The sequence below is a fragment of the Duffyella sp. Ts4 genome, assembly GCF_051851875.1.
In the GTDB taxonomy this organism is placed as follows: domain Bacteria; phylum Pseudomonadota; class Gammaproteobacteria; order Enterobacterales; family Enterobacteriaceae; genus Duffyella; species Duffyella gerundensis.
The window spans coordinates 419,116-441,625 of the sequence record NZ_JBLYPN010000003.1 but is presented as its reverse complement, the minus strand read 5'-3'; the positions used below and the strand labels follow the sequence as shown (position 1 = coordinate 441,625).

At 56.8% G+C, this 22,510-nt stretch carries 17 protein-coding genes; 8 read left to right on the top strand and 9 right to left on the bottom strand.

Translation table 11 applies throughout. The features are described 5' to 3' along the window. Positions 1 to 50: 50 nt before the first annotated feature. The gene (locus tag ACJY2L_RS07465; protein ID WP_439351290.1) at positions 51 to 3,776 is read right to left on the bottom strand and encodes an autotransporter outer membrane beta-barrel domain-containing protein; all 3,726 of its coding nucleotides are present in this window, start codon (positions 3,774 to 3,776) and stop codon (positions 51 to 53) included. A 658-nt stretch (positions 3,777 to 4,434) separates the two neighbouring features. On the opposite strand from ACJY2L_RS07465, the gene ACJY2L_RS07460 reads away from it, so the two are divergent. Then, a complete protein-coding gene (locus ACJY2L_RS07460; protein ID WP_067435853.1) occupies positions 4,435 to 5,643 on the top strand; it encodes an aldose 1-epimerase family protein in 1,209 nt (402 codons plus the stop codon). Between the two features lie 98 nt (positions 5,644 to 5,741). On the opposite strand, the gene ACJY2L_RS07455 is transcribed toward ACJY2L_RS07460, so the two are convergent. Then, positions 5,742 to 7,172, bottom strand: coding sequence for a 6-phospho-beta-glucosidase (locus tag ACJY2L_RS07455; protein ID WP_439213447.1), 1,431 nt, complete (start codon positions 7,170 to 7,172; stop codon positions 5,742 to 5,744). A gap of 32 nt (positions 7,173 to 7,204) precedes the next feature. Continuing rightward, positions 7,205 to 8,653, bottom strand: a complete 1,449-nt coding sequence (gene ascF, locus ACJY2L_RS07450; protein ID WP_439213446.1) for a PTS cellobiose/arbutin/salicin transporter subunit IIBC — start codon at positions 8,651 to 8,653, stop codon at positions 7,205 to 7,207. A gap of 296 nt (positions 8,654 to 8,949) precedes the next feature. On the opposite strand from ascF, the gene ACJY2L_RS07445 reads away from it, so the two are divergent. Beyond that, the gene (locus ACJY2L_RS07445; protein ID WP_439213445.1) at positions 8,950 to 9,981 is read left to right on the top strand and encodes a LacI family DNA-binding transcriptional regulator; all 1,032 of its coding nucleotides are present in this window, start codon (positions 8,950 to 8,952) and stop codon (positions 9,979 to 9,981) included. On the opposite strand, the gene ACJY2L_RS07440 is transcribed toward ACJY2L_RS07445, so the two are convergent. Continuing rightward, positions 9,982 to 11,337: a glycoside hydrolase family 10 protein gene (locus ACJY2L_RS07440; RefSeq protein ID WP_439213444.1), complete on the bottom strand. Its 1,356-nt coding sequence runs from the start codon at positions 11,335 to 11,337 to the stop codon at positions 9,982 to 9,984. It abuts the gene before it with no gap. A 585-nt stretch (positions 11,338 to 11,922) separates the two neighbouring features. Here ACJY2L_RS07440 and ACJY2L_RS07435 point away from each other — a divergent pair. After that, entirely contained in the window at positions 11,923 to 12,672 is a 750-nt protein-coding gene (locus ACJY2L_RS07435) for a helix-turn-helix transcriptional regulator (RefSeq protein WP_439213443.1), read from the top strand. On the opposite strand, the gene ACJY2L_RS07430 is transcribed toward ACJY2L_RS07435, so the two are convergent. Next, the gene (locus ACJY2L_RS07430; protein WP_067435867.1) at positions 12,644 to 13,276 is read right to left on the bottom strand and encodes an acyl-homoserine-lactone synthase; all 633 of its coding nucleotides are present in this window, start codon (positions 13,274 to 13,276) and stop codon (positions 12,644 to 12,646) included. The genes ACJY2L_RS07435 and ACJY2L_RS07430 overlap by 29 nt on opposite strands. A gap of 191 nt (positions 13,277 to 13,467) precedes the next feature. Continuing rightward, positions 13,468 to 14,211 (bottom strand): SDR family oxidoreductase, encoded by a 744-nt coding sequence (locus ACJY2L_RS07425; RefSeq protein ID WP_439213441.1) that lies wholly within the window; start codon positions 14,209 to 14,211, stop codon positions 13,468 to 13,470. A 165-nt stretch (positions 14,212 to 14,376) separates the two neighbouring features. Here ACJY2L_RS07425 and ACJY2L_RS07420 point away from each other — a divergent pair, with 165 nt between their 5' ends. Continuing rightward, complete coding sequence (locus ACJY2L_RS07420; protein ID WP_067435872.1) at positions 14,377 to 15,312, top strand: AraC family transcriptional regulator; 936 nt, start codon at positions 14,377 to 14,379, stop codon at positions 15,310 to 15,312. A 10-nt stretch (positions 15,313 to 15,322) separates the two neighbouring features. Here ACJY2L_RS07420 and ACJY2L_RS07415 read toward each other — a convergent pair whose 3' ends face one another. The 3 genes from ACJY2L_RS07415 to ACJY2L_RS07405 form a co-directional block, all read right to left on the bottom strand. Beyond that, positions 15,323 to 16,339, bottom strand: a complete 1,017-nt coding sequence (locus ACJY2L_RS07415) for an AI-2E family transporter (protein ID WP_187485480.1) — start codon at positions 16,337 to 16,339, stop codon at positions 15,323 to 15,325. A 146-nt stretch (positions 16,340 to 16,485) separates the two neighbouring features. Then, a complete protein-coding gene (locus ACJY2L_RS07410) occupies positions 16,486 to 17,211 on the bottom strand; it encodes an HPP family protein (protein WP_439213440.1) in 726 nt (241 codons plus the stop codon). Positions 17,212 to 17,358: 147 nt separating this feature from the next. Continuing rightward, on the bottom strand, positions 17,359 to 18,090 hold the full coding sequence (locus ACJY2L_RS07405; protein WP_439213439.1) for a YoaK family protein: 732 nt from the start codon (positions 18,088 to 18,090) through the stop codon (positions 17,359 to 17,361). Positions 18,091 to 18,371: 281 nt separating this feature from the next. Between ACJY2L_RS07405 and ACJY2L_RS07400 the strand changes: the two genes are divergently transcribed. The 4 genes from ACJY2L_RS07400 to biuH all read left to right on the top strand — a co-directional run bounded on the left by ACJY2L_RS07400 (position 18,372) and on the right by biuH (position 22,350). Then, the gene (locus ACJY2L_RS07400; protein ID WP_439213438.1) at positions 18,372 to 18,665 is read left to right on the top strand and encodes a VF530 family DNA-binding protein; all 294 of its coding nucleotides are present in this window, start codon (positions 18,372 to 18,374) and stop codon (positions 18,663 to 18,665) included. Between the two features lie 256 nt (positions 18,666 to 18,921). Further along, positions 18,922 to 20,364 carry an amidase gene (locus ACJY2L_RS07395; RefSeq protein WP_067435886.1) on the top strand — a complete coding sequence of 481 codons (1,443 nt, stop codon included), beginning with the start codon at positions 18,922 to 18,924 and terminating at the stop codon, positions 20,362 to 20,364. Next, positions 20,364 to 21,680, top strand: a complete 1,317-nt coding sequence (locus ACJY2L_RS07390) for a purine-cytosine permease family protein (protein WP_439213437.1) — start codon at positions 20,364 to 20,366, stop codon at positions 21,678 to 21,680. Before ACJY2L_RS07395 ends, ACJY2L_RS07390 begins: the two co-directional genes overlap by 1 nt. Beyond that, complete coding sequence (gene biuH / locus ACJY2L_RS07385; RefSeq protein WP_439213435.1) at positions 21,667 to 22,350, top strand: biuret amidohydrolase; 684 nt, start codon at positions 21,667 to 21,669, stop codon at positions 22,348 to 22,350. Before ACJY2L_RS07390 ends, biuH begins: the two co-directional genes overlap by 14 nt. The last annotated feature ends 160 nt before the right edge of the window (positions 22,351 to 22,510 follow it).

Below are 22,510 nucleotides of genomic sequence, written 5' to 3'. Positions count from 1 at the left end.
AGATATGAAGAAAAATCCCCCGCACACCGCAAGGTGCCGGGGGTGATCGATCAGAAGCTGTACCGCAGGCCGACCGCAGCCTGATAGCTGTTGCGATCCTGCAGGCCAGAGGTTGACGTGCTGGTCTGATAACCCAGGTTACCGTACAGCTTCAGAGCCTGCGTCAGACCGGTCGTCACACCAGCATCGGCGCTGACTCTACCGCCCGAGGACGCCAGCGGTGCGCGGTCAAGATCGTCATACACCGTTGTCGCTTTGCCTTCCCAGTCCTGCCAGTAGTTCAGGCTGACGAACGGCTCGACAAAACTGCCAGAGCCGGTCTCGACGTGCCACTGCGCACGTAAACCTACACGGCCGGTCAGGCCAGAAACGTTGCCGAACGCCACGCTGCTCTGATGATCCTCCGCCTGCTTAAAGCGCGTCTGCTGCCAAATCAGCTGCGCCTGCGGCTCTAAAGTGAAACCTTCAGAGAGAGAGGAAAGGGCAAACGGGTAACCCGCTTCCAGCGAGGTGATAACACCGTAACCTTCTGCATCAAGACGACCCGAGGCGCTTTCCGCCGATCCACGGTAGCGGGTGATCTGCGCGGTGGCATCCAGCCAGGCTTGAGCATCTGTGCTGTGCGTCCAGTACAAGCCCAACGCCGTGGCATTCAGTTTTACCTTGCCGGTGTCAGTGCGTACATATTGCGTACCGGCATCATTGGTCACCAAACCACTGACCGACACCGCTGCGCGACTCTGACCGACGTAAAAGCCCAGCCGATCGTGATGGCCGGTAATAGCGCTTTGCTGCCAGAGGTCGGCACCGAGCTGCAGCCCATCCACTGAACCTTTGGCCGATGGCGCGGCATACGCCTGCCAGGAGTGATCGATATTGGTGGCGATCAGGCGCGTCCAGAAGCTGGTTTGGCGTGGCTGGTCGCCGTTAATCAGCATCGCACCGTCGCCACTGCGCTGATCGCGCGTGCCGAGCGTCAGCATGCCCAGTTCGCGAGCCATCGGCTGCACCACGCCGTAAGTGGCAATGGCCGGTCCGATCACCGGATATTCACCTGCAGGCAGCACAGACGATGGCGGCGTGAGCGGCAGCGTCGTGCCGGTGCGTGGCGCATCCGGTGGTGTCACTGGATTAATCGGATCTTCAGGCAGAAGTGGCAATGTTGGATTTTCAGGCACTTCCGGCGTAATCGGATCGGGATCCACCGGGATTTCTGGCTCAACGATAAACTGATTGCGCAGATACCAGCTCTCCAGGTCCTGTTTAGCGAGATCGCCGCGGAAAAGGCGGTAGCTCAACGCACCGCTGCGGGTCTCACTGGCAAGGCGAAACGCGTCTTCTTCGCTGGTGGCACCGTTGATCGCATCGATAATACGGATACCATCTTTCTCGGTGTAAGCCTGGCCGCTGCCGGTGTTGTTGATCGCCACGCGCGTGGTGCCGCTGGCGTGCCCGCCGTCCAGAATCAGCCGGTCAGATGGCGAACCATCGCCGCCCAGTTCGGTGTTCAACACCAGCAATCCATCATCACCCACGTAATTACCGCTGACGGTCAGCGCATGATAGCCCGTTGCGCCGATGCTGCCAGGACGTACGGTTCCGGCATTGTTGAGATCAGCAAAAATCTGACCGTTGCCGGAGAGCGTGCCGCCTGCGGCCACCGAGGTCGCCGACCGCAGCGAACCGTCCAGCTGCAGCGTGCCACGCTCAATGCGCGTTTGACCACTGTAGGTCTGGTCTCCGGCTACCACCAGCGTGCCGGAGCCAATCTGCACCAGGTCGCCGCTGCCGCTGATCGGGTTGTTAACGGTGTACACATCGCTGCGACTGAATTGCAAAATGCCGTTGTTGTTGATCGCGCCGGTGATGCTGCCGTGGGTGCCATCGTTGCCGAGTTGCAGCGTGCCATTTGTGATGTCGGTACCGCCAGTCCAGCTGTTATCCGCAGTAAGTACCGTGGTGCCGCTGCCGTTTTGCGCAAAGGCACCTTCGCCAGAAATCACACCAGGCAACATCGTGGTATCGGCACGGTTGACAGACAGTGCGCTGCCGGCAGAAAGCTGCACATCGGCATACAGGTTACCCGTGCTGCCGCCGTTGCCAATCTGTAGCTTACCGTTTTCCAGCGCGATGCCACGGGCACTGGTGACGTCGCCGGTCAGAATGGTGGTGCCGCTGCCTCTTTGCACAATATTGCCGTCGCCGGAGAGGGTTCCGCTCAACACCAGGTCATCGGCGCGATTAAAAATCAGCGTACTGTTGTTAACGATGTCACCCGCTACGCTGCCGGTAGTGCCGCCATCGCCGAACTGCAGTGCGCCTTGCTCGATAAAGGTGGTGCCGCTCCAGCTGTTATCGCTCAGCAGCGTGAGCGTGCCATCGCCGGTTTTAAGCACCGGGCCGCCGTCACCGCGCAGAGCGGAAGCGAAAGTAATGTCATTGCCATTGCTGTTGAGCACGCCACCGCGCGCATCCACCACCAAACGGGTGGAAAGATCGCTGCTGTTGCCGCTGTTCCACTTCAGGCCGCCGCCGTTTAAGGTGATATCGCTGCTGCCCAGATTGCCGGCGTCTGAAAAAGCGATCTCGCCGTCGTCGATACGCGTGCCGCCGCTGTAGCTGTTGTTGGCGGTGAGTTCCAGCGTACCAAGGCCGGTTTTAATCAGCGATCCGATACCGCTGACCACGCCCTCAATGGTCATGGTGGCCTCTTTGCCTTCGCTAAAAAAGCTGCCGTTGCCCGTCAGCAAAATATTGACGTCAGAGCGCATATTTTCATCCGCCGCACGGTTGGCCAGCGTGCCTGCGTTGAGGGTAATCTCCCGTGTGCCATTGCCCTCTCCGGCAAGGATAGTCGCCGCGCGTACCATAGCGTCTTCGGTCGCCATCAGCGTGGAGGTCACCTGACCAATACCGCTGGCGATGCCCATGATGATGTCGCCAGCATTGACCACGCCACCGCGGCTGACCTTAAACTCCGCGTTGGTGCTGCCATCACCGAACGTCCGGGTATCTTCACCCAGCACGACCCTGTTGACATCAAGCTGACCGGCTCCCATCAAAAAATAGCCGTTGGCATTACGCGCACCATACTGGCCCAGCGCAACATGCAGGGTATCGACTTTAGCATCCAGCGTGCCCGCACGGGTATCGAAGGTGCCGGTGCTGTCGCTGTAGTTACTGTTTACGCCCGATGCCAGATCAATACGCTCTACCGCATCAACACCATTGCTGCCGCGCAGGCGTAAATGCCCATCGGTGATATCGGCGTTAAACTTCAGCGTACCGTTGCCCTGATTAGTGCCAATCTCAATGGCATCGATATTGAAGGTATTATCGCGGCCCATTTCAAGCAGGCCATAGTTAGTGGCGCCGCTCTGCACATTGCGGCTTATCGTCGCCAGGCCCAGTTTTTTCGCGGTAATCACATTGCTTTCACCGGCCAGATTCAGCACGCCATCACTGCCGTTGCCCGATAGCCCCTCGCGGCGACCTGACACAATCAACTCGGCATCCGCGCTGTCGAACACAAAATGTGATAACCCAGTCATATCCAGCCTTGAGGTATTGGCCTCACCGGATCCAAGCAGGAAATCACCGCCGTTATAGATCAGCGTGCCGCCGGTACCGCTGACAGTGCCGGTCACGCCATCCCCCACGACAATGCTTTGTACTTCGCGCGTGGTTTGCTCCAGCTCTTCAGTGCGTTCGGTCAGGAACTCCAGCGTCTCTGCGCGGGCATCCGAAGGAGACACCGCCACAAACAGCGAGAGCATGCAGGCAGTCAGGGCATTTAACCTAAAGTCAGTTTTTGTTGTGGTTCGTGCAGACTGCGTTGGCCTGCCAGTGAGGAACTGCGGATGTTTTTCCATGGTGTCATTACCTGAGAGGGTCTGTTAGCAAAATGGTGTACGTAAAAACAGGACTAATCCTAGGGTTTTTAAAGGGGAGTGATAACGGGGTTCTGTCTTGAATTTCTAATTTATTTTCACAGTCAGCGAGTTAAATAATATTTAAATTACATGACGTTACATCTAAATATCCAGTCGGGTAAATTTCCTCTCTTTGCTTTTCGCCGCTTCATGAAAAATTAAACAGCTGCACATTAATTGAGACATTTCTTGCTGTTGAAACAGCGAAGTTTCAGCCTTGCGCACATCATTCGCTTCACAAACAACCTCGACCGCACATCTGTTAAGCCGCCAGTAAAAAAAGCCGGAACTAGAGCTGAATCGCGTAAGGCTGCTTGATGAAAAACATCACTCCCAGTGATGAAATCGTAAATCTATTGCGGTTTATCTGTGATTCACCGCGCATTTTTGCATCTGATCCCGCGCTAATTCCCGTCAGGTGAGAAGCATCACATTCCTGAACCGCCGCAATCAGTAGATTTGCTTTAGTGATGTAAAAACGATTCAGCAAAAGGGATAAAAAATGAAAACCAAACTGGCGTTAACGGTACTTGCAGTGATGATTTCCGGTTCGGCAGCGGCAAAAACCTGGGTGCTGACCAGCGCTGAACAGGGCGTGGAGCAAGGAAACTGGAAGATTTCCAGCCAACAGCTGAAATTCCAGGGCAAACCGTTCAGCATTGAGCAAAAAGTCCTGCACGGCGGTAAGCAGGAAGGCAGTAAAATCATCACCCTTACCAGCAAAGATGGGCTGACAATTACCCTCAGCCCGACGCGCGGTATGAATTTGCTGCACATCGAGGGTTTTGGCTCGCGTATCGGCTGGGATTCCCCGGTGAAAGAGGTGGTTAACCCGGCCAATATTAATCTGGAAAGTCGTAACGGGTTGGGCTGGCTGGAAGGTTTCAATGAAATGATGGTGCGCTGCGGTTATGAATGGACCGGCCATCCGGTTACCGCCGATGGCCGCCTCTACACGCTGCACGGCAAAGCGGGCAACACGCCAGTTTCACAGGTGGAAGTTGAAGTGGCCGACGCCGCGCCGCATGAAATTCGCATTCGCGGGCTGATCAAAGAGAGCACCTTTAAAAAGGCCGATCTGCAGACGCTCACCGAACTGCGTTATGTACCCGGCAGCAACAGCTTCAGCCTGCATGATGTGCTGACCAACCATGCCGACTATCCGCATGATTATCAGATTATTTATCACAGCAACGTCGGTACGCCAATTCTGGAAGAGGGAGCACGCTTTATCGCGCCGATGTCCGATATCAGTCCGTTCAACGATTACGCTAAAACTGGCCTGAAGAACTGGCAGACCTATCTCGGCCCAACTAAAGGCTTTGATGAGATGGTGTTTAATATCAAGCCACTTTCGGATGACCAGCATAAGACGGTCGCTGCGGTGGTGAATAAACAGGCGGACAAAGGCGTATCGATCCAGTTCGATACCCAACAGCTGCCGGTGCTGACGCTGTGGAAGAACACCGACACGCTTAAGCAGGGTTACGTTACCGGCATGGAGCCGGGCACCAGTTACGCCTATCCGGTGACCGTTGAGCGTGAGCAGAAACGCGTGAAGCAGCTGGAGCCGGGTGCCAGCACCGCGTTTGATTTGACCTACACCTTGTTGCACAACGCCGATCAGGTTGCGGCGGTTGAAAAACGCATCAGCACGATCCAGGGTGACACCAAACTCACCGAGACAGAAACGCCAATTGCCAGCGAGTAAACCCTTTTAACCGCTCTCCCGGCGTGCAGCCTGCGCGCCGGAATAAATCATGCCCGCCGATCTGACAATCCGCACGGGCATCATCCTGTAAACCGCGTTTAGTCGAGGTCGCGACCGTTGCTGGCGATCACTTTCTTATACCACCAGAACGATTTTTTGCGCAGGCGCGCCAGCGTGCCGCCGCCGAGGTCGTCGCGGTCGACGTAGACAAAGCCGTAGCGCTTACTCATTTCACCGGTGGATGCTGCCACCAGATCAATGCAGCCCCAGCTGGTGTAACCGATCACCGGCACGCCATCCTCAATCGCCTGCGCCATGGCGCGAATGTGTTCACGCAGATAGCTGATGCGATAATCATCGTTGATCTGCTGATCGGCAGTGAGTTCATCGCGGGCACCCAAACCGTTTTCCACCAGAAACAGCGGCTTCTGATAGCGGTCATACATCATGTTCATGGTGATGCGCAGACCCAGCGGATCGATGCCCCAGCCCCAGTCGCTGCGCGGGACGTGCGGATTGGTCAGCGATTTCACCACGTTAGCCGCGCTGCTGTTCTGCTCATTCATCTCCGCCGACGCGCAGCGTGACGCGTAATAGCTGAAGGAGACAAAATCGACGGTATTGCGCAGAATCTCTGCATCTTCCGGCGCCATCTCAATGGTGATGCCTTTTTCACGAAATACGCGCGCTGCATAGGATGGATAAGCACCGCGCGCCTGCACATCAATAAAGAACAGGTTTTCACGATCCTTTTCCAGCGCCGCCCAGACATCTTCCGGTTTGCTCGACCACGGATAGAAGTTCCCGCCCGCCAGCATGCAGCCGACCTGGTTTTCCGCGTTGACCTCATGGGCGATGCGCGTTACCAGCGCGCTGGCCACCAGTTCGTGGTGCGCGGCCTGATATTTCACCTGCTCGTGGTTTTCACCCGCTTCAAACACCAGACCGGCGCCAGAAAAGGGGCTATGCAGCAAAATATTGATCTCATTAAAGGTCAGCCAATATTTCACCAGACCGTCGAACGCTTCAAAACAGGTGCGTGCGTAGCGGGCAAAAAAGTCGACCATTTTACGGTTGCGCCATGAACCGTACTCAATCACCAGGTGCATCGGCACATCGAAGTGACAAAGCGTCACCAGCGGCTCGATGCCATATTTTCGGCACTCTTCAAACACGCTGCGATAAAACGCGATGCCTTGCTCATTGGGCGTCAGCTCGTCGCCGTTAGGATACAGGCGGCTCCAGGCAATAGAGGTACGAAACACGGTAAAACCCATCTCCGCCATCAGGGCGATATCTTCCTTATAGCGATGATAAAAATCGATCGCCTGATGGCTGGGATAATATTCATCCTCGCGCAGGGCAAAACGTTTTTCCAGGCCCAGCTTGACCGGCATGCGGGCAGGGCCGTGGGGGATCATATCCACCGTGGTTAGCCCTTTGCCGCCCTCGCGATAGCCGCCTTCAGACTGGTTTGCTGCTAAAGCGCCACCCCATAAAAATCCTTGCGGAAATGTCAGTTCAGACATAAATAACCTCAATAAACGTAACGTGACGCCGATCAGCTGGCGCTGACGGGCTTAACGGTTTCTGGCGTGCCGGCAGAGGCACTGACGCTGGTGGGCGCGGTTTCCGGGATATCCTCAAAGCCGAGGATCAGCGTCAGAATGAACGACAGCACCACCGACAGTACCATTACCGCGCCAACCCACAGAATGCTGGAGGGATTTGCCGGATCGAAGAACTGCACGCTGGTGAACAGCCCCGGCGACGCCATTGAATGGCTGGCCAGCCCGCCGATTCCGGCGACCGCGCCGCAGATAAACCCGCTGATCAAACAGGCGATCAGCGGGCGTTTCAGGCGAACCGCCACGCCATACAACGCCGGTTCAGAAATACCGGCAACGATAGCGGACGCCGCCGCGGCCAGCGCCGTCTGACGTAGCTCACGGTTTTTAGTTTTAAATGCTACCGCCAGCGACGATCCGCCCAGCGACAGGTTGGCACCAATTTCCGACGGCATCACCATGCCTTCTTTGCCGGTTTCCGCAATAGTCTGGATAATGGTTGGCGTAAAGACGCGGTGCATACCGGTCATCACCAGCAGCGGCCAGAGCGCGCCCATGATCGCCACCGACAGCCATCCAAGATAGCCGTGAATGGTGTAAACCAGCGCGGAGATGCCGCTGCCGATCCAGATGCCCAGCGGGCCAATCAGCACAATGGCAATCGGTGCGGCGATCAGCACAATCAGCATCGGTTTCAGGAAGTTTTTGGTGACCGCAGGCGTAATGCGATCCACGCCGCGCTCGATGTGCGACAGAATCCAGGTCATCACCAGCGCCGGAATCACGGTGTAGGTGTATTTCACCGCGGTCACCGTGATAAAGCCGAACTCCACGTGCTGGCCCTGCGCCGCTTTCGCCATCAAGTCAATGAAGTTTGGATGCAGCAACACGCCGGCAATGGCGATCGCCAGCGACATATTGGTTTTGAATTTCAGCGCCGCTGACGCCGCCACCATCACCGGCAGGAAGAAAAAGGCGCCGTCGCCCATCACGTTGAGAATGATCAGCGTTGAAGAGCCTTTCTCCAGCACGCCGCTCATCTCCAGCACCATCGCCAGCAGCTTAACCATCGAGCCGCCGATGATCGCCGGAATCAGCGGCGACATGGTGCCTACCAGCGCATCGAGAATGCCCGCGCCGATGCTTCGCGGGGTGATTTTGCGCTTCACCGGCTGCGCAGGGGTGCCATCGATATTGCCAAGACTCAGCACCGCCTGATACGCCTTGCCGACGTTGTTACCGATGATCACCTGACACTGCGCGTCGTTGTGCACCACACCCATCACGCCGGGAATGGCTTTCAGCGCGGCGCTGTCGATCAGGCTGCTGTCCTTGAGCACAAAGCGCAGGCGCGTCATGCAATGGGTCAGCGCCTCAATATTGCCCAGGCCGCCCAGCGAGCGGACGATGGCGGGCGCGACTTCTGAATAGTTGGTAGACATGGTTGTCTTCTCTGAATGAATGTTGGCAGATGCGCATGCCGATACGGCAGGCGGCTCCAGCACCGCGTCACGCGTTAATGTAACGCTGTACGAATATCGAACATGAGAAACCGGTTTCACAAAATCATGAACAGTTACGACTAACCCAGCAATAGTTTTGAAATGCTTTTTCAATTTGTGTGAATGCGATCACTTTGTGAGTCAAACGCAGCGCGGCGACGCGATGATTAAAATATCCCAATCAATGAGCGCGTTAGGTAAACTGCTGGCCTTGCGGTAGGAAAATGGGAAACGCGATGGCAACCATACTGGAAGTAGCAAAGAAAGCGGGCGTGTCAAAAGCCACGGTGTCGCGCGTGTTGTCAGGCAACGGCTATGTCAGCGAGGAGAAAAGGGCACGGGTCACGCAGGCGATCGCCGAAACTGACTACCGTCCCAATTTGTTGGCGCGCAACCTGTCGGTAAAATCGACGCAAACCCTTGGGCTGGTGGTCACCAACACGCTCTACAGCGGCAGCTACTTCAGCGAGCTGATGTCACAGTCGGCGCGCATTCTGGAGCAGCAGGGCAAGCAGCTGATTCTGGCGGACGGCAAACACAGCGCCGCCGAAGAGCGCGCCGCCATCGACTTCCTGCTCGATCTGCGCTGCGACGGCATCATGATCTATCCGCGATTTTTATCGATTGATGAAATGGACGACATTATTTCGCAGCATAAGCAGCCGATTCTGGTGGTAAACCGTCGCCTGCGGCAGCACGGCAGTTACTGCATCTGGTTTGACCAAAAAGCATCCAGCATGGCGGCGGTGAATGCGCTGATTGACCTGGGACACCGCGACATTGCGTTTATCACCGGCTCGCTGGATTCACCGACCGGTATGGAACGCCTGGCGGGCTATAAAGCGGCGCTGACAGAACAGCATATTAGCGTCAATCCGGCGCTGATTGCCGAAGGGAAATGGCACGGCGAAAGCGGTGCGCAGGCGGTGGCGCAGTGGGTGGCCAGCGGCGAGTCGTTCACGGCTGTCGTGGGCAGCAACGATGAAATGGCCATCGGCGCCATCAAACAGCTCTCGCGCCTGAATATTGCGGTGCCGGGCGAGGTATCGGTGATCGGCTTTGATGACATTCCGCTTGCGCCTTATATCATTCCGTCGCTGAGCAGCGTCAAGGTGCCGGTAACCGACATGGTGCAGGAGACCATTCGTCAGCTACTGGCGATGCTCGATGGCGGTGAGCTGCGTAAGCCCGACACCTTTGCGGCCCGCATCATCATGCGTGAATCCACCGCGCCGGGGCCATGGTTTAGCGACCGCGCCGACGCGTAATTATTCTCCCCAGCGCGAGCGCAGATAGCGCACCGCATCCTGAGTTTGCGGTTGGTTGAGGTAGTTTTCCCGGAACAGAATGGTGCCGTTGATTTCAGGTAAGGCGTCGTTCAGATCGAGCTGTTTTTTCAGCTCCGGCACGCCACCGCTGACCGTCCAGTCAGGTTCATTTTTCGATGCCGCACCCACTTTATACAGGGCTAAACCAATATAGAGCCGGGTGTGGGTTGGCCTGACAACGTTGGCCCACCATCGTGCTAACACGTCATAACGCGCCGCCTGACGCGCAAAAGGCCAGTAGAGCTGCGGGGCGATGTAATCCAGCAAACCCTGTTGCACCCAGCGGCGGGTATCCGCATAGGCCTCATCGTAGGCCGCGGCACCACGCGTATCGGAACCGGCAGGATCCCACGAAAGATTGCGCCATACGCCGGCTGGGCTGACGCCAAATTCTACTTCTGGCTTGAGTTGTTTAATCGTGCGTGAGACCTGCTCAATCAGCAGCTGGGTATTGTGGCGCCGCCAGTCCGCTTTTGCGCTGAATCCCTGACCCCAGGTTTTAAAGCTTTGCGCATCATTTAGCGCTGAGCCGGGTGTTTCCGCGTAAAAATAGTCATCAAACTGCACGCCATCAACCGGATAGCGCGATACCACCTCAGCCACGATACTGGTGATCCAGTCGCGCGCATCGGGAATGCCGGGATCGAGCACGTAACGATCGCCGGCGGTACGAATCCAGTCGGGATGCAGCACAAACACGCTGGCAGGGCGCAACGATAAGGTACGGTTCAGTTCGGCAACGGTGGAGGGTTTGGTGTTGACGGCCACGCGATAAGGATTAAACCAGGCGTGAACTTTCATGCCGCGTTTATGCGCTTCATCAAGCATAAACTGCAGCGGATCGTAACCGGGATCGTCGCCAATCTTACCGGTGAGCATATCGGACCACGGCAGAATCTTCGAGCGCCACAGCGCCGTACCATCCGGCTTGACCTGGAAGAACACCGTGTTGATGCCGAGGGTTTTTAGCTTATCCAGTTTAGCGATCAGCGCCTGCTGCTGTTGCGCGATGCGCTGCGCCGCGCTGCTGGCGATGACGGAATTCACCGGCGGCCAGTCGAGCCGGGAAACGGTCGCCAGCCAAACACCGCGCACCGGTTGCTGCTTCGTTATTGTCGGTGTGGTGGGTTTCGCTGGCTGCGCTGGTCGCGTCACCGCAGGCGACGGTGTCACCAGCGATGGCGGCGGCGCGGAAGAACAACTGACCAGTAAACAGGCCAGCGCGGTAAGCGCTGCGCGCGCGGACACGCCGGTAGCGGCATTCAAAGGGGGCAGGCGAGTGATAGTGAACTCCATTTCTGGCTGAGCGGCGCGGAAAGATGGACATTCTCTTATTATCACCGTTGATGTCAATCACTGAGAGACCCGGGAAAACAGCGCAGTAGTGCAGACGAGCAGAGACAGGAAAAACCATCGCCTGTCCAATTTAACATAATGATGATTATACGCACCGGCGCGTCAACGCCTGGTGGGGTAACCGGCTACAGGAATTAATGCTGGCATCGGCGGATCAAGATTTGTCTTGTTAAAAATGGTGCGGAATTGGGTGGAAACAGAGACAGGCGTATCGATTCGCTGACAGATTATCCAGACGTGATTTACTGGCTTTCAGGCGTTGAAAGATCGATTAAGAGGTGTAGTATAGCGAGCAAAGAAACCGGCCATCGGTAGCTATTGTATGCACCGTCTGGCCGGCAGTTTTTCCCTGGTGTTGGCCGTATTGGCAACCTGACTGTGATGGTCAGGTTTTTTTTCAATTCGACTGCGAGGGATTATAGTGGATCGATTAAAATTCGTAAGCTGTACTTAAGTACCTGACCATCCTGAACTTAAGTACAGGTTCTTGTCTCACAGGAAGAAACGGACCTTCAGGAAGCGTGCATGATTTCAGTTTTCAATAATAATCAGGTGCTCACAGACACACTTCGAAACTATATCGATCGAAAACTATGTCTTCCTGGCAGCCCGGAATACGCCTACACGGTCGTAAATAAGAAAAATCCTTCAGAAACCCTAATAATTTCCAGTTATCCGGATGAATGGGTCGATCTCTATCGTACCAACAACTTTCAGCTGACCGATCCGGTGATCCTCAATGCGTTTCGACGCTCTTCGGCGTTTGCCTGGGATGAGAACATCACCCTGATGTCTGACCTGAAATTCAACAAGATTTTCTCGCTCTCCCGTCAGTACAACATCGTCAACGGCTTCACCTTTGTGCTACACGATCACTTCAATAATCTGGCGCTGCTGTCAGTGATTATTGGCAGTCCCGAACAGGAAGAGCTGGAGAATTATCTCTCCACCCATCGTGGCGTTTTGCAGACCCTGTTGATTGATATCAACGAGCAGATGTACCTGCTGGCGCAGTCGGTATCATCGGGCAGGAAGAAAAGCGAAGAGAATACCAACCGCCCTATTTTTACCCCGCGCGAAAACGAGGTGCTGTACTGGGCAAGTATGGGCAAAACCTACGGTGAAATTGCCGCCATCGCCGGTATTTCCGTCAGCACGGTGAAATTTCATATGGGCAACGTGGTGCTCAAGCTGGGAGTAAGCAACGCCCGTCAGGCAATTCGACTGGGCGTTGAGCTGGATTTAATCACGCCGTCAGACACAGGGGCCAGGTAAGCGCCGACGCTGCCGACGCGTTGGGATGGGCCAACAGTTTTGCCGCCATGCTGTGCTGATCGGCTTCACCGGTGGGCAGCCACAACAGATAGATACTCTCCTGCTCGCTCAAAAAAGCCTCTTTCAGCGTGGTAAACCGCCAGCCGGACCGCTTCAGAATGGTCAGCATCGGCCGACTGACAATCGTATGAATTCCCGCATAGCCGTTGTGCCGCGCCCAGTTAATCATCGCCAGAAACAGCGCCTGACTCACCGGGTAGCGTTCACCTAACAGCGTGCGCGCCCGCGTTTTATCGACAAAAAAGCGACTCGATTCAATGCCGTCCGGCGGCAGGGTCATCTCTTCAAAACAATGCCGAAAGGTGTGGGTGATCATATTTGGCTGTTCGAGGCCGGTAAACCGCACGCTGCATACCAATTGCTGCTGGCAAAAGCCAAGAATATAGCGGGTAGCAGGATTATCGAACTCATCAAATTCCATGTCTTGTTTGCACACCACGTCCCATCCGAGGCGATCGCTGAACGTTTTTTTTCTCAATCGGTAAAGCTCATGAGAGTGTTTACCGGTCAGCTCATCATAACTGACGTCGAAAAGTTCAAGCATTCCGTCATCCTGTGATTCATCATAAAAGCGGTTTTATTCCAGACCGGCATTCTACAATTATTTTTATCTGACGGGATTGAATCAACGCAATGAACTAATGTTTTTTTCTCATGCATGCCCGATAGTCAACATCGAAATGTCTAACCCAAGGGCGCTGCCGGCGATCCCTGACCGGCTTTTTCGCAAAATGATTAATAAGGGCTGGCGGTGGGTCGCACGATTATCTCACTGATATCGACCTCACCCGGCTGCGCAATGCTCCAGGAAATAGCGCGCGCAATGCTTTCCGGCTTTAGCGCTATTTTTCGAAAGACGCGCATCGCGTCACGTGCCGTATCGTCACTGATGGTCTCTGCCAGCTCCGATTCCACCACGCCGGGCGAAATCACGCTAACGCGCAGATTATCGTGCTCCTGGCGCAACCCCTCAGAAAGTGCGCGCACCGCATATTTGGTGGCGCAGTATACCGCCGCGGTGGGTGACACACTGTGCGCACCAATCGACGCAACGTTAATAATGTGGCCACGCTGCTGCGTCTGCATCACCGGCAGCACCGCGGCGATACCGTAGAGCACACCGCGCACATTGACCTCCAGCATACTTTCCCACTCCTCGACCTTAAGCGCAGCCAGCGGCGACAGCGGCATGATACCGGCGTTGTTGATCAACACATCAATGCGGCCATATTTCTCGATCGCCAGATCGGCCAGCTGTTGCAGATCGCCGCGTCGGCGCACGTCGGTTTCCAGAACATCGACCGTCGCGCCCTGCTCGCGCAGCTGCTGAGAGAGCGCTTCAAGGCGTTCACGACGGCGGGCACCGAGCAGCAGAATGTGCCCTTCGGCGCTCAGCAGGCGCGCGGTCGCTTCACCAATGCCGCTGCTGGCACCGGTTAACAGAATCACTTTTGCGGTAGTCGAGTGTATTGCAGACATGATCATCGTCCTCATGGGTTGTGAGGCTTCAGAGTAGGCAGAGTGCAGCAGCGGCAATAGTCCCAATTCTCTGCGAATGTTGCCTGTTTATCTCATTAGCTCAAAGAATTTGTCATACTGTCGCGTTATGCTTGCCCGATCATCTTTTATCAGGGGACCTTTTTGATGAGCGATTGCGCATTGCAGCAGCACATCTGCCAGCGGCTGATGCAGCTGGCACCGCACGAAGGCTATACAAAATCTGCGCTGGATGGCGTGCGCTTTATGCGCGCCGATCGGCCGATCGAACGCACGCCGGTGCTGTATGAGCCGGGCATTGTGATTGTCTGTCAGGGCAGTAAGCGCGGGTATCTGGCGGGGCGGGTTTATCATTATGATGCGAGACAGTTCCTGGTGTTACCGGTGCCGCTGCCCTTCTGGTCTGAAACCGACGCCACGCCGGATGCGCCGATGCTGGCGATAGCCGTGCGACTTGACTTGACGCTGGCGGCGGAGCTGTTGCTGCTGCTGAATGACAGCGGCGAGTCGGTGTCTGCCGCGCCGGAAGGCATGATTTCCACCCCGCTCAATGCGCCGCTGTTTGATGTCGTGCATCGGCTGGTGATGGCGCTCTCATCGCCGCTGGAAACCCACGCGTTGGGCGCCGCGCTGATCAGAGAGCTGCACTTTCGCGTACTGATGAGTGAACAAGGCGGCGCGGTCAGGGCGGCGCTGGCGTATCAGGGCTATTTTGGCCGCATTTCACAGGCGTTAAACCATATTCATCAACAATGGAAAAGCCCGCTCAACGTGCCGCTGCTGGCGGCGAAAGCAGGCATGAGCGTGCCGCGCTTTCATCATCACTTCAAGGCGGTGACCCACACTTCACCGATTCAGTACATTAAATCGGTGCGGCTACATCAGGCGCGGCTGATGATGATCCGCAGTGACATGCCCGCCTCAACGGCGGCACTGGAGGTGGGCTATGAAAGCGCCTCGCAGTTTAATCGTGAATTCAAACGTTTCTTTGGCCGCAGTCCCGGCGAGGAGTCGCGCCGGATGAAGCACGCGCTGGCATTGCTGCCCGCGACAGAACTGGAGTCGCAGGCGTTATCGCATTAGTGGCGTGCCACTACAGCACCTTCAGCGCCTTGAGTTCGGCCTTCAAATAAGCGTAATAGATCGGCGCGGCCACGACGCCTGCCAGGCCAAACGCCGCTTCAAACAGCAGCATAACCAGCAGCAGCTCCCAAGTTTGCGATTCAATGCGGCTGCCAAATATTCGCGCGTTGATAAAATATTCGAGCTTATGCACGAAGATCAAAAAGCCCATTGCCACGCCGCCGGCGCCGAGGCTAACCGATAGCGCAATGGTAACGATAATGATATTCGAGATCAGATTACCGATGATCGGCAGCAGCCCGCACAAAAACGTAATGATAATGACCGATTTCGCATAGGGCAGATGGTGGCCCAGCAGCGGCATTACCGCATAGAGGAAGAAGGCCGTCAGCAGGGTGTTGACCGCGGCCACTTTAATCTGCGCCAGCACCACGTTGCGGAATGCAGCGCGAAAGCGTCTGACCCGCTGTTGCAGATGATAAGAGAGCGGCGCAGAAGCAGCATGTTCACCGCCCTGACTCAACGACACCACCACCGCCAGCACCAGGCCAACAAACACCATCGCCATGAAATGCACCGCGCGCTGACCCAGCGCCTGAATCACCGTCACGTTGCGCTGCAGCCACATAAAGAAGTCATTCTGAATATCGTTATAGCTTTGTGGCAGGTAATCGCCAAGCACCGGCGACAGCGTACGCTGCGCTTCCTGCAGCATGCTGTTGGTTTTGGCATAGAGGTCGTATTCGTTGGCGAAATCTCGCGTCAGCACGTTCCAGGCACCGGCCACCAACAGCACCAGCGAGGCGACCACCAACAGGCTGATCAGGAACACCGCAATCCAGCTGGCAATCCGTGTGCGCACCAGCCGTGAAATATGGCGGCTGAGGCTGGTAATAATTTCATAGGCGATCATGCCCGCCAGCAGGCAGGACATCAGCCGTAGCGGAAAGGTTAACAACAACAGCGCCGCCGCCAGGGCGTAGCTGACATATTCACAGTACCTGTTCTTGTTCTCAGATTTGATCACACTTCACCTTCTGGTTTTTATACGGTTCTTATATCGGCGCAGCGACGCTCCGCTGTAGTGATAAAGGTCATGAAAATGTAGCTGATTTTCGCTTTCTCATCCTGCATCGCCTGCGGCGGGCAGGCGAGTTCGGGTGAAATACATTCTTACCGCGCACGGCCCGCCTGCCGTCTGGCGGCGATCTGTTCGGCGCGAGTCAGCAGATCGCGGGCGTCATCTTCATCAATGTCGAGCATTTCACCGCTGAGCAGCGCCTCATGCAGATCTTCACGCGAGATGGGATAAGGCATCGCCACCGGCGCCGGGCCCGGCACCGGACCGGGTAAATGCGGATAGCGGCGGCCGCTGAGATGATTGAATATCACCCCAACCAGTACCAGCATTACCGAATTGAGCAGCACCGGCGCCAGCACAAACTGATAGCCAAGCGCGTGAACCGTTGGGCCGCCAAAAATGGCAGTGACCGCCACCGCACCGCCGGGCGGATGCAGGCAGCGCAGCTTGTGCATCAGTGCCATGGCGATAGCACCCGCCACGCCGCAGGCTACCGAAGGATGCGGCAGCAGATTGCCCACCGTAATGCCGACCACCGCGGCAAGGGTGTTACCGCCAATTACCGACCACGGCTGCGCCAGCGGACTGGCTGGCACGCCAAATACCAGCACCGCCGAGGCGCCCACCGGCGCGATAAACCACAGGTTCACTTCACCTAAAATCCAGTGGCACAGCAGGCTGGTCAGCATCAGCCCCAGCCCGGCACCTACCGCAGCAATCACAATTTGTTTGCCGCCTGAAGCCAGCGGCTGTGGCCAGAAGCGCAGCAGAAATAGCCCTGCTTTGCGCGCCCATATCATTAATCTATTTTTCGTCATCAACCCAGTTACATCCGAGGTTTGCGGCTAAGAGGCGGCGATTGTGCTTGAGCTGCCCCGCCGAACAAATCGGACCAGTTACAGAAAGCGAAGTGATAGCAAGAGTAAAAGGCAAGAAAATGGGCCCGCTGCGGCGCGGGCCGGGGATTAACCGGTGACGCGGGCAGCGGAACGCATAGTGACAACCGTGAAGTAGAGTGCAATGACAAACAGCGTCATACCCAGCACGATCATGGCGTTGAAGCCGTAGGCGTTAAACAGCAGGTAGCCAGCGATACAGCCGGTCAGGAACGAAAAGATGGTGGTGAGATGGGTGTGCAGTAGCTTCTGATGCAGACGACGCTCCGCATGGGGCGCGTGGCTGATGATCGCCGAGATAAAGGATCCCAGCGCAATGCCCGCATCGGTGAGCGTGCCGGTAACGTGCGTCGAGCGCACGCGGCCATTAGAGAGCTGGGTGGACGTAGAATTGTGCACGCCCATCAAAAATCCCAGCAGCATCAGAATTTCACCGTTGTTCTTCGAGGAGAACAGCAGAGTTTCAAATACCGACGCGAGGGTTAAAATCACCCCTTCCACCATCAAAATCAGACAAAAGATGGTGCGCAGCTTCTTCTTTAGCCCGCCGATGACCACAAAGCGTGCGGTCATCGAGCCGACGATGAATGCCAGAATCAGCGTGGCGAGGTAAAGCAGCCCCTGCCAGTCGGCACCGGAGACTTCAGTGGAGATCTGCGAGGCATTGCCGGTCATGTGAGAGGGAAAAAAACCAAAGGCACCAAAGGCCATGGCGTTTAATACGCCTGCCGTGGTCGCCAGCACTAAAGCCAGATAGCGGTCTTCAGTGTGCGACCGCGCTTTCTTCTTTTTTATCAGCATTGTAACCCCCTGGGTCTGAACGGACAGTGACGTAATCGGGCCGCTTGCGCGCCGTCATTCTATTGAGCATAGAACTCAGACCAGCGAAAAGGCAGATTAGTGCAAAATAAACCTGTGTTAAAATGTTGATGTCAGTGACTTTTATCAGTTTATGTCTGCTAATTCTTAATTAGTGTAAAGCGCGTTGCCGATAAAATCAGGCCGTCAGCGGGTCAACGAGTTGCGCTGCGGCGTCAGCCCAGTAAGATGTGCACACTTTTCAGAAGCTCACGGAACAGATTATGACCGCTCACACTTCAAACGATCCGCTGCACGGCGTCACGCTGGAAATGCAGATAAATGCGCTGGTGGCGCGCTTTGGCTGGGCGGAGCTTGGCAAGCGCATCAACATTAACTGCTTTAAAAGCGATCCCAGCGTGAAATCGAGCCTGAAGTTTTTACGCCGCACGCCGTGGGCACGGGCCGAAGTGGAGGCGCTTTATCTGAGCTCGCTGGATCAACCTGCTGAACCCGAGCCGGAACTGCCCGCCGACAACCCGTGGGCTAACGCTCGCCCTAAAAATCAACGCGACTAACCCATCGCATCAGGCCAGCCGCGCTGGCCATTAAAATCGCTTTGCCCTCCTCTTTTCCCTGCGCCCGATTACGGGCAACCCTGCGCCATGCCGGTGCCTGCGTTCGCGCGCGCGCCATCACCGCTGAGCCATAAGTATTCCATCTTGTATCCAAAGCCGTATCCCGCCTGAATTTCTTCTCTACAGCGCGCCGCGCCGCGCAGAGTGGCACGCTTAATGCAATTTCTTCCTCGCATTCCCACTGGCGAGGTTTCCTATGTTTGACGACTTACTGGATGGCGACGCGATCGCGCTGGCCGCCCACATTCACGGCGGCGACGTCTCTGCAACTGAGATCGCCAAAGCGGCACTGGATCGCATGGCTGAACGCGAGCCGTTGATTGCCGCGTTCTGCACGCCGACGCCGGAACTGGCGCTGCAACAGGCGGCCACGGTTGATCGCAGCCGGGCGCGAGGTGAAGCGCTCGGACCGCTGGCTGGCGTGCCGATGGGCGTTAAAGATCTGATATGCACCGCCGGAGTGAAAACCACGTCCGGCTCGGCGGCCTACCGCGATTTTATTCCGCAGGAGGATGATATTTCGGTAGAGCGAATGCTGGCGGCGGGTGCGATCATGCTGGGTAAAACCACCGCGCCAGAATTTGGCTACAGCGGCGTCGGGCATAATCCGTTGTTTCCTGCACCGCGTAATCCCTGGCATCGCGAGATGACCACCGGTGGCTCCAGCGCCGGTTCAGGCGCAGCGCTGGCCGCCAGGCTCTGTCCACTGGCATTAGGCAGCGACGGCGGTGGATCGGTGAGGATTCCGGCGGCGCACTGCGGCGTCTTTGGATTTAAGGCATCAATGGGTCGCGTACCGCTGTGGCCCGGCTGCCGCGACGAGCGCTATCCCGGCGTATCGAGCTGGGAATCACTGGAGCACATTGGCCCGATGACGCGCAGTGTAGCCGATGCAGCGCTGATGATGTCGGTGATTGCCGGGCCGGACATGCGCGATCGGCATTCCATCCCCTGCGGCGATATTAACTGGCGGGAAGCCCCGCAGCGCGACATTCGCGGCTTGCGCATCGCCTTCAGCGCCGACTGGGGTTACGTCGCGGTAGATGGCGAAGTGCGTGACATTGTCACCCGAGCGGCACAACGTTTTGCCAGCGAGCTTGGCTGTGAGTTGGAAGAGGCGCATCCCGATCTCGGCGACCGTTCGGCCACCTTCGCCGCGCTGGTGGCGCTGGAGAGCGACCTCAGCGGCATGCGTTCGCTGCCACGTGAGGAGATGTCGCCGCACCTGCAGGCGATGCTGCAACAGCCGTGGCGCGCAGAAACCTTTACCGATGCCATCGCCGATCGCAAAGCGGTGGTGAATCAGCTGTGGCGTTTTATGCAGCGCTACGATCTGATCATTACCCCAACCCTCGCCACGCCGCCCTTTCCGCTCAATATGCAGGGCCCGGAAATCATCGCTGGCCGCATGGTGCGCAGCGATCACTGGCTCTCCTTCTGCTATCCCTTCAATTTTTCCGGGCAGCCGGCCGCCTCGGTGCCTGCGGGTTTCACCGCCAGCGGCTTGCCGGTGGGCATGCAAATTGTTGGCCGTCACCTGGATGATGCCACCGTACTCGCCGCCAGCGCGGCATTTGAACGCCTGCAGCCGTGGAACGCGGTGCAGCCTCCCTTGTTTGCGACCAGAGAGAAACCGTGATGAAAACATCCGCCTCAACGCCTGCGCTTGAGCAGGAATTTGAACATGAGCCCGTGCCGCTTAGCCATCGACACTCCACCCGTTCGGTTTCTGCGGTCTGGTTCGGCTTCCCGATGATCCTGACCAATGCGCTGTTCGGCGGCATCATTACCTGGCATCTCGGCTTCTGGCCAGCGCTGATCGCCATTCTGCTCGGCAACCTGGTGCTGTTTGCTTACGTGGGCGCGCTGAGCTGGTTCGCCGGCCACACCGGCATGAACTTTGCCCTCCAGGCAAAACGCACCTTTGGCACCAAAGGCTATATTCTGGTGTCGGGATTTTTGTCGACGGTGGTGATTGGCTGGTACGCCTTTCAGACCGGGCTGACCGGCACGGTGATTAACCAGACCTTCGGCTGGAACGCGCTGGCGGTCACCGCCTTCTCGATGGTGCTTTATACCGCGGTGACCTTTCTCGGCGTCCGCGCGCTGTCGCTGCTCGGCATGATCGCCGCGCCGTTGTTTGTCATTCTTGGCCTGGTCGCACTGTGGCTGATCGCCGCCAATCATGATTTCAGCACCATGACCCAGTGGAAAGGCAGTGCCAGTGCCGCCGGTGCGATGACCATGGGCACGGCGGTGACTATGGTGATTGCCGGGTTCGCCGATTCCGGCACCATGACGGCGGACTTTACCCGCTGGTCTAAGGATGGCCGTTCTGCGGTGATCGCTGCGTTCTCAGCGTTTCCGGTGGCTAACGTTGTCTCGTATCTGTTTGGCGTGGTGATTGTGGCGGTGGGCGCGGCGGTCGATCCGCTGCACAACGGCGGCAACTTTCTGCCGCTGCTGATGGGCCACAGCGATGTGCTCTCCGCCATCGCCTTTCTGTTTGTATTTATCAATCTCGGTTCAGTCTGCACCCACTGCCTCTATAACGGCGCGGTCGGCTACAGCCACCTTTTCAACAGCAAGATGCGCCTGTGGACCATTATTCTTGGGCTGATCGGCGGTGCGCTGGCGCTGGCGGGCGTCTGGCAATATTTTCTGCAATGGCTCAGCCTGCTTGGCATCGTGGTGCCGCCGTTTGGCGCGGTGATGATTGTCGACCTGATTTTCCTCGCGGGCGTCAGTCAGCAGCGCAAAGTGGCGGCGGTGCACGGCCAGGCGTTTATCGCCTGGGGCATCGGCAGCCTGTGCGCGGTCGTGGCGCACCTCGCCTTTCCGCAGTTTGGTGAAGCGGTGATCGGTATCATTACCGCCGCGTTCAGCTATCTGCTGATCGTCAAAGCCAGTAAAGTCAGCCATCCGGCTATGGAGAAGAAAAATGTTGGCATTTAGCGTTGATTCCACCCCTTACGCGTGGCCGTTTGACGGCGCTTTCTCGCCGCAAAACACCGCGTTAGTGATTATCGATATGCAGGCTGATTTCTGCGGCGAAGGCGGCTATGTCGATACCATGGGCTATGACATCGCCCTGACCCGCGCGCCCATTGCGCCGATTCAGTCGGTGCTGATGCGCATGCGCGAACTCGGCTTTCCGATTATTCATACCCGTGAAGGCCACCGGACCGATCTCAGCGATCTGCCCGCCAACAAGCGCTGGCGTTCCAAACGCATGCAGGCGGAGATCGGCAGCGAGGGTCCTTGCGGCCGTATTCTGGTGCGCGGTGAAGCAGGATGGGAAATTATCCCTGAGCTCGCGCCGCTGCCCGGCGAAGCGATCATTGATAAACCGGGCAAAGGATCGTTTTATGCCACCGATCTGGAACTGATCCTGCGCAGTCAGGGCATTGCCAACCTGATTCTCACCGGCATCACCACCGATGTATGCGTGCACACCACGCTGCGCGAGGCGAACGACCGCGGCTTTGAATGTCTGGTGCTGGCAGATTGTTGTGCCGCTACCGAACAGCATCATCATGACGCCGCAATCAGCATGATTCATATGCAGGGCGGGATTTTTGGTGCGGTGAGTAACGCCGCCACGCTACTGGATGCGCTGGGCTAAACGCGGCGGACTGAGCGCATGGCGTTGTGTTTATCACAGCGCCTTTTTTATGTCCGTTCATCAAAGCAGTGACCGGCCCCCAATAAATGTGATCTGGATCGCACTTTTTGTCACTACGCTAATAGTAACAATGGTTATTATAACTCCCATCGAAGGCAAT

Excerpts from the sequence above, each read along its gene's own strand:
- ascF (WP_439213446.1), bottom strand. The coding sequence starts at position 8,653 with ATGTCTACCAACTATTCAGAAGTCGCGCCCGCCATCGTCCGCTCGCTG.
- ACJY2L_RS07390 (WP_439213437.1), top strand. The coding sequence starts at position 20,364 with ATGAAAACATCCGCCTCAACGCCTGCGCTTGAGCAGGAATTTGAACAT.
- ACJY2L_RS07420 (WP_067435872.1), top strand. The coding sequence starts at position 14,377 with ATGAGCGATTGCGCATTGCAGCAGCACATCTGCCAGCGGCTGATGCAG.
- biuH (WP_439213435.1), top strand. The coding sequence starts at position 21,667 with ATGTTGGCATTTAGCGTTGATTCCACCCCTTACGCGTGGCCGTTTGAC.
- ACJY2L_RS07445 (WP_439213445.1), top strand. The coding sequence starts at position 8,950 with ATGGCAACCATACTGGAAGTAGCAAAGAAAGCGGGCGTGTCAAAAGCC.
- ACJY2L_RS07435 (WP_439213443.1), top strand. The coding sequence starts at position 11,923 with ATGATTTCAGTTTTCAATAATAATCAGGTGCTCACAGACACACTTCGA.
- ACJY2L_RS07460 (WP_067435853.1), top strand. The coding sequence starts at position 4,435 with ATGAAAACCAAACTGGCGTTAACGGTACTTGCAGTGATGATTTCCGGT.
- ACJY2L_RS07400 (WP_439213438.1), top strand. The coding sequence starts at position 18,372 with ATGACCGCTCACACTTCAAACGATCCGCTGCACGGCGTCACGCTGGAA.
- ACJY2L_RS07430 (WP_067435867.1), bottom strand. The coding sequence starts at position 13,276 with ATGCTTGAACTTTTCGACGTCAGTTATGATGAGCTGACCGGTAAACAC.
- ACJY2L_RS07395 (WP_067435886.1), top strand. The coding sequence starts at position 18,922 with ATGTTTGACGACTTACTGGATGGCGACGCGATCGCGCTGGCCGCCCAC.
- ACJY2L_RS07410 (WP_439213440.1), bottom strand. The coding sequence starts at position 17,211 with ATGACGAAAAATAGATTAATGATATGGGCGCGCAAAGCAGGGCTATTT.
- ACJY2L_RS07405 (WP_439213439.1), bottom strand. The coding sequence starts at position 18,090 with ATGCTGATAAAAAAGAAGAAAGCGCGGTCGCACACTGAAGACCGCTAT.
- ACJY2L_RS07455 (WP_439213447.1), bottom strand. The coding sequence starts at position 7,172 with ATGTCTGAACTGACATTTCCGCAAGGATTTTTATGGGGTGGCGCTTTA.
- ACJY2L_RS07440 (WP_439213444.1), bottom strand. The coding sequence starts at position 11,337 with ATGGAGTTCACTATCACTCGCCTGCCCCCTTTGAATGCCGCTACCGGC.
- ACJY2L_RS07425 (WP_439213441.1), bottom strand. The coding sequence starts at position 14,211 with ATGTCTGCAATACACTCGACTACCGCAAAAGTGATTCTGTTAACCGGT.
- ACJY2L_RS07465 (WP_439351290.1), bottom strand. The coding sequence starts at position 3,776 with ATGCTCTCGCTGTTTGTGGCGGTGTCTCCTTCGGATGCCCGCGCAGAG.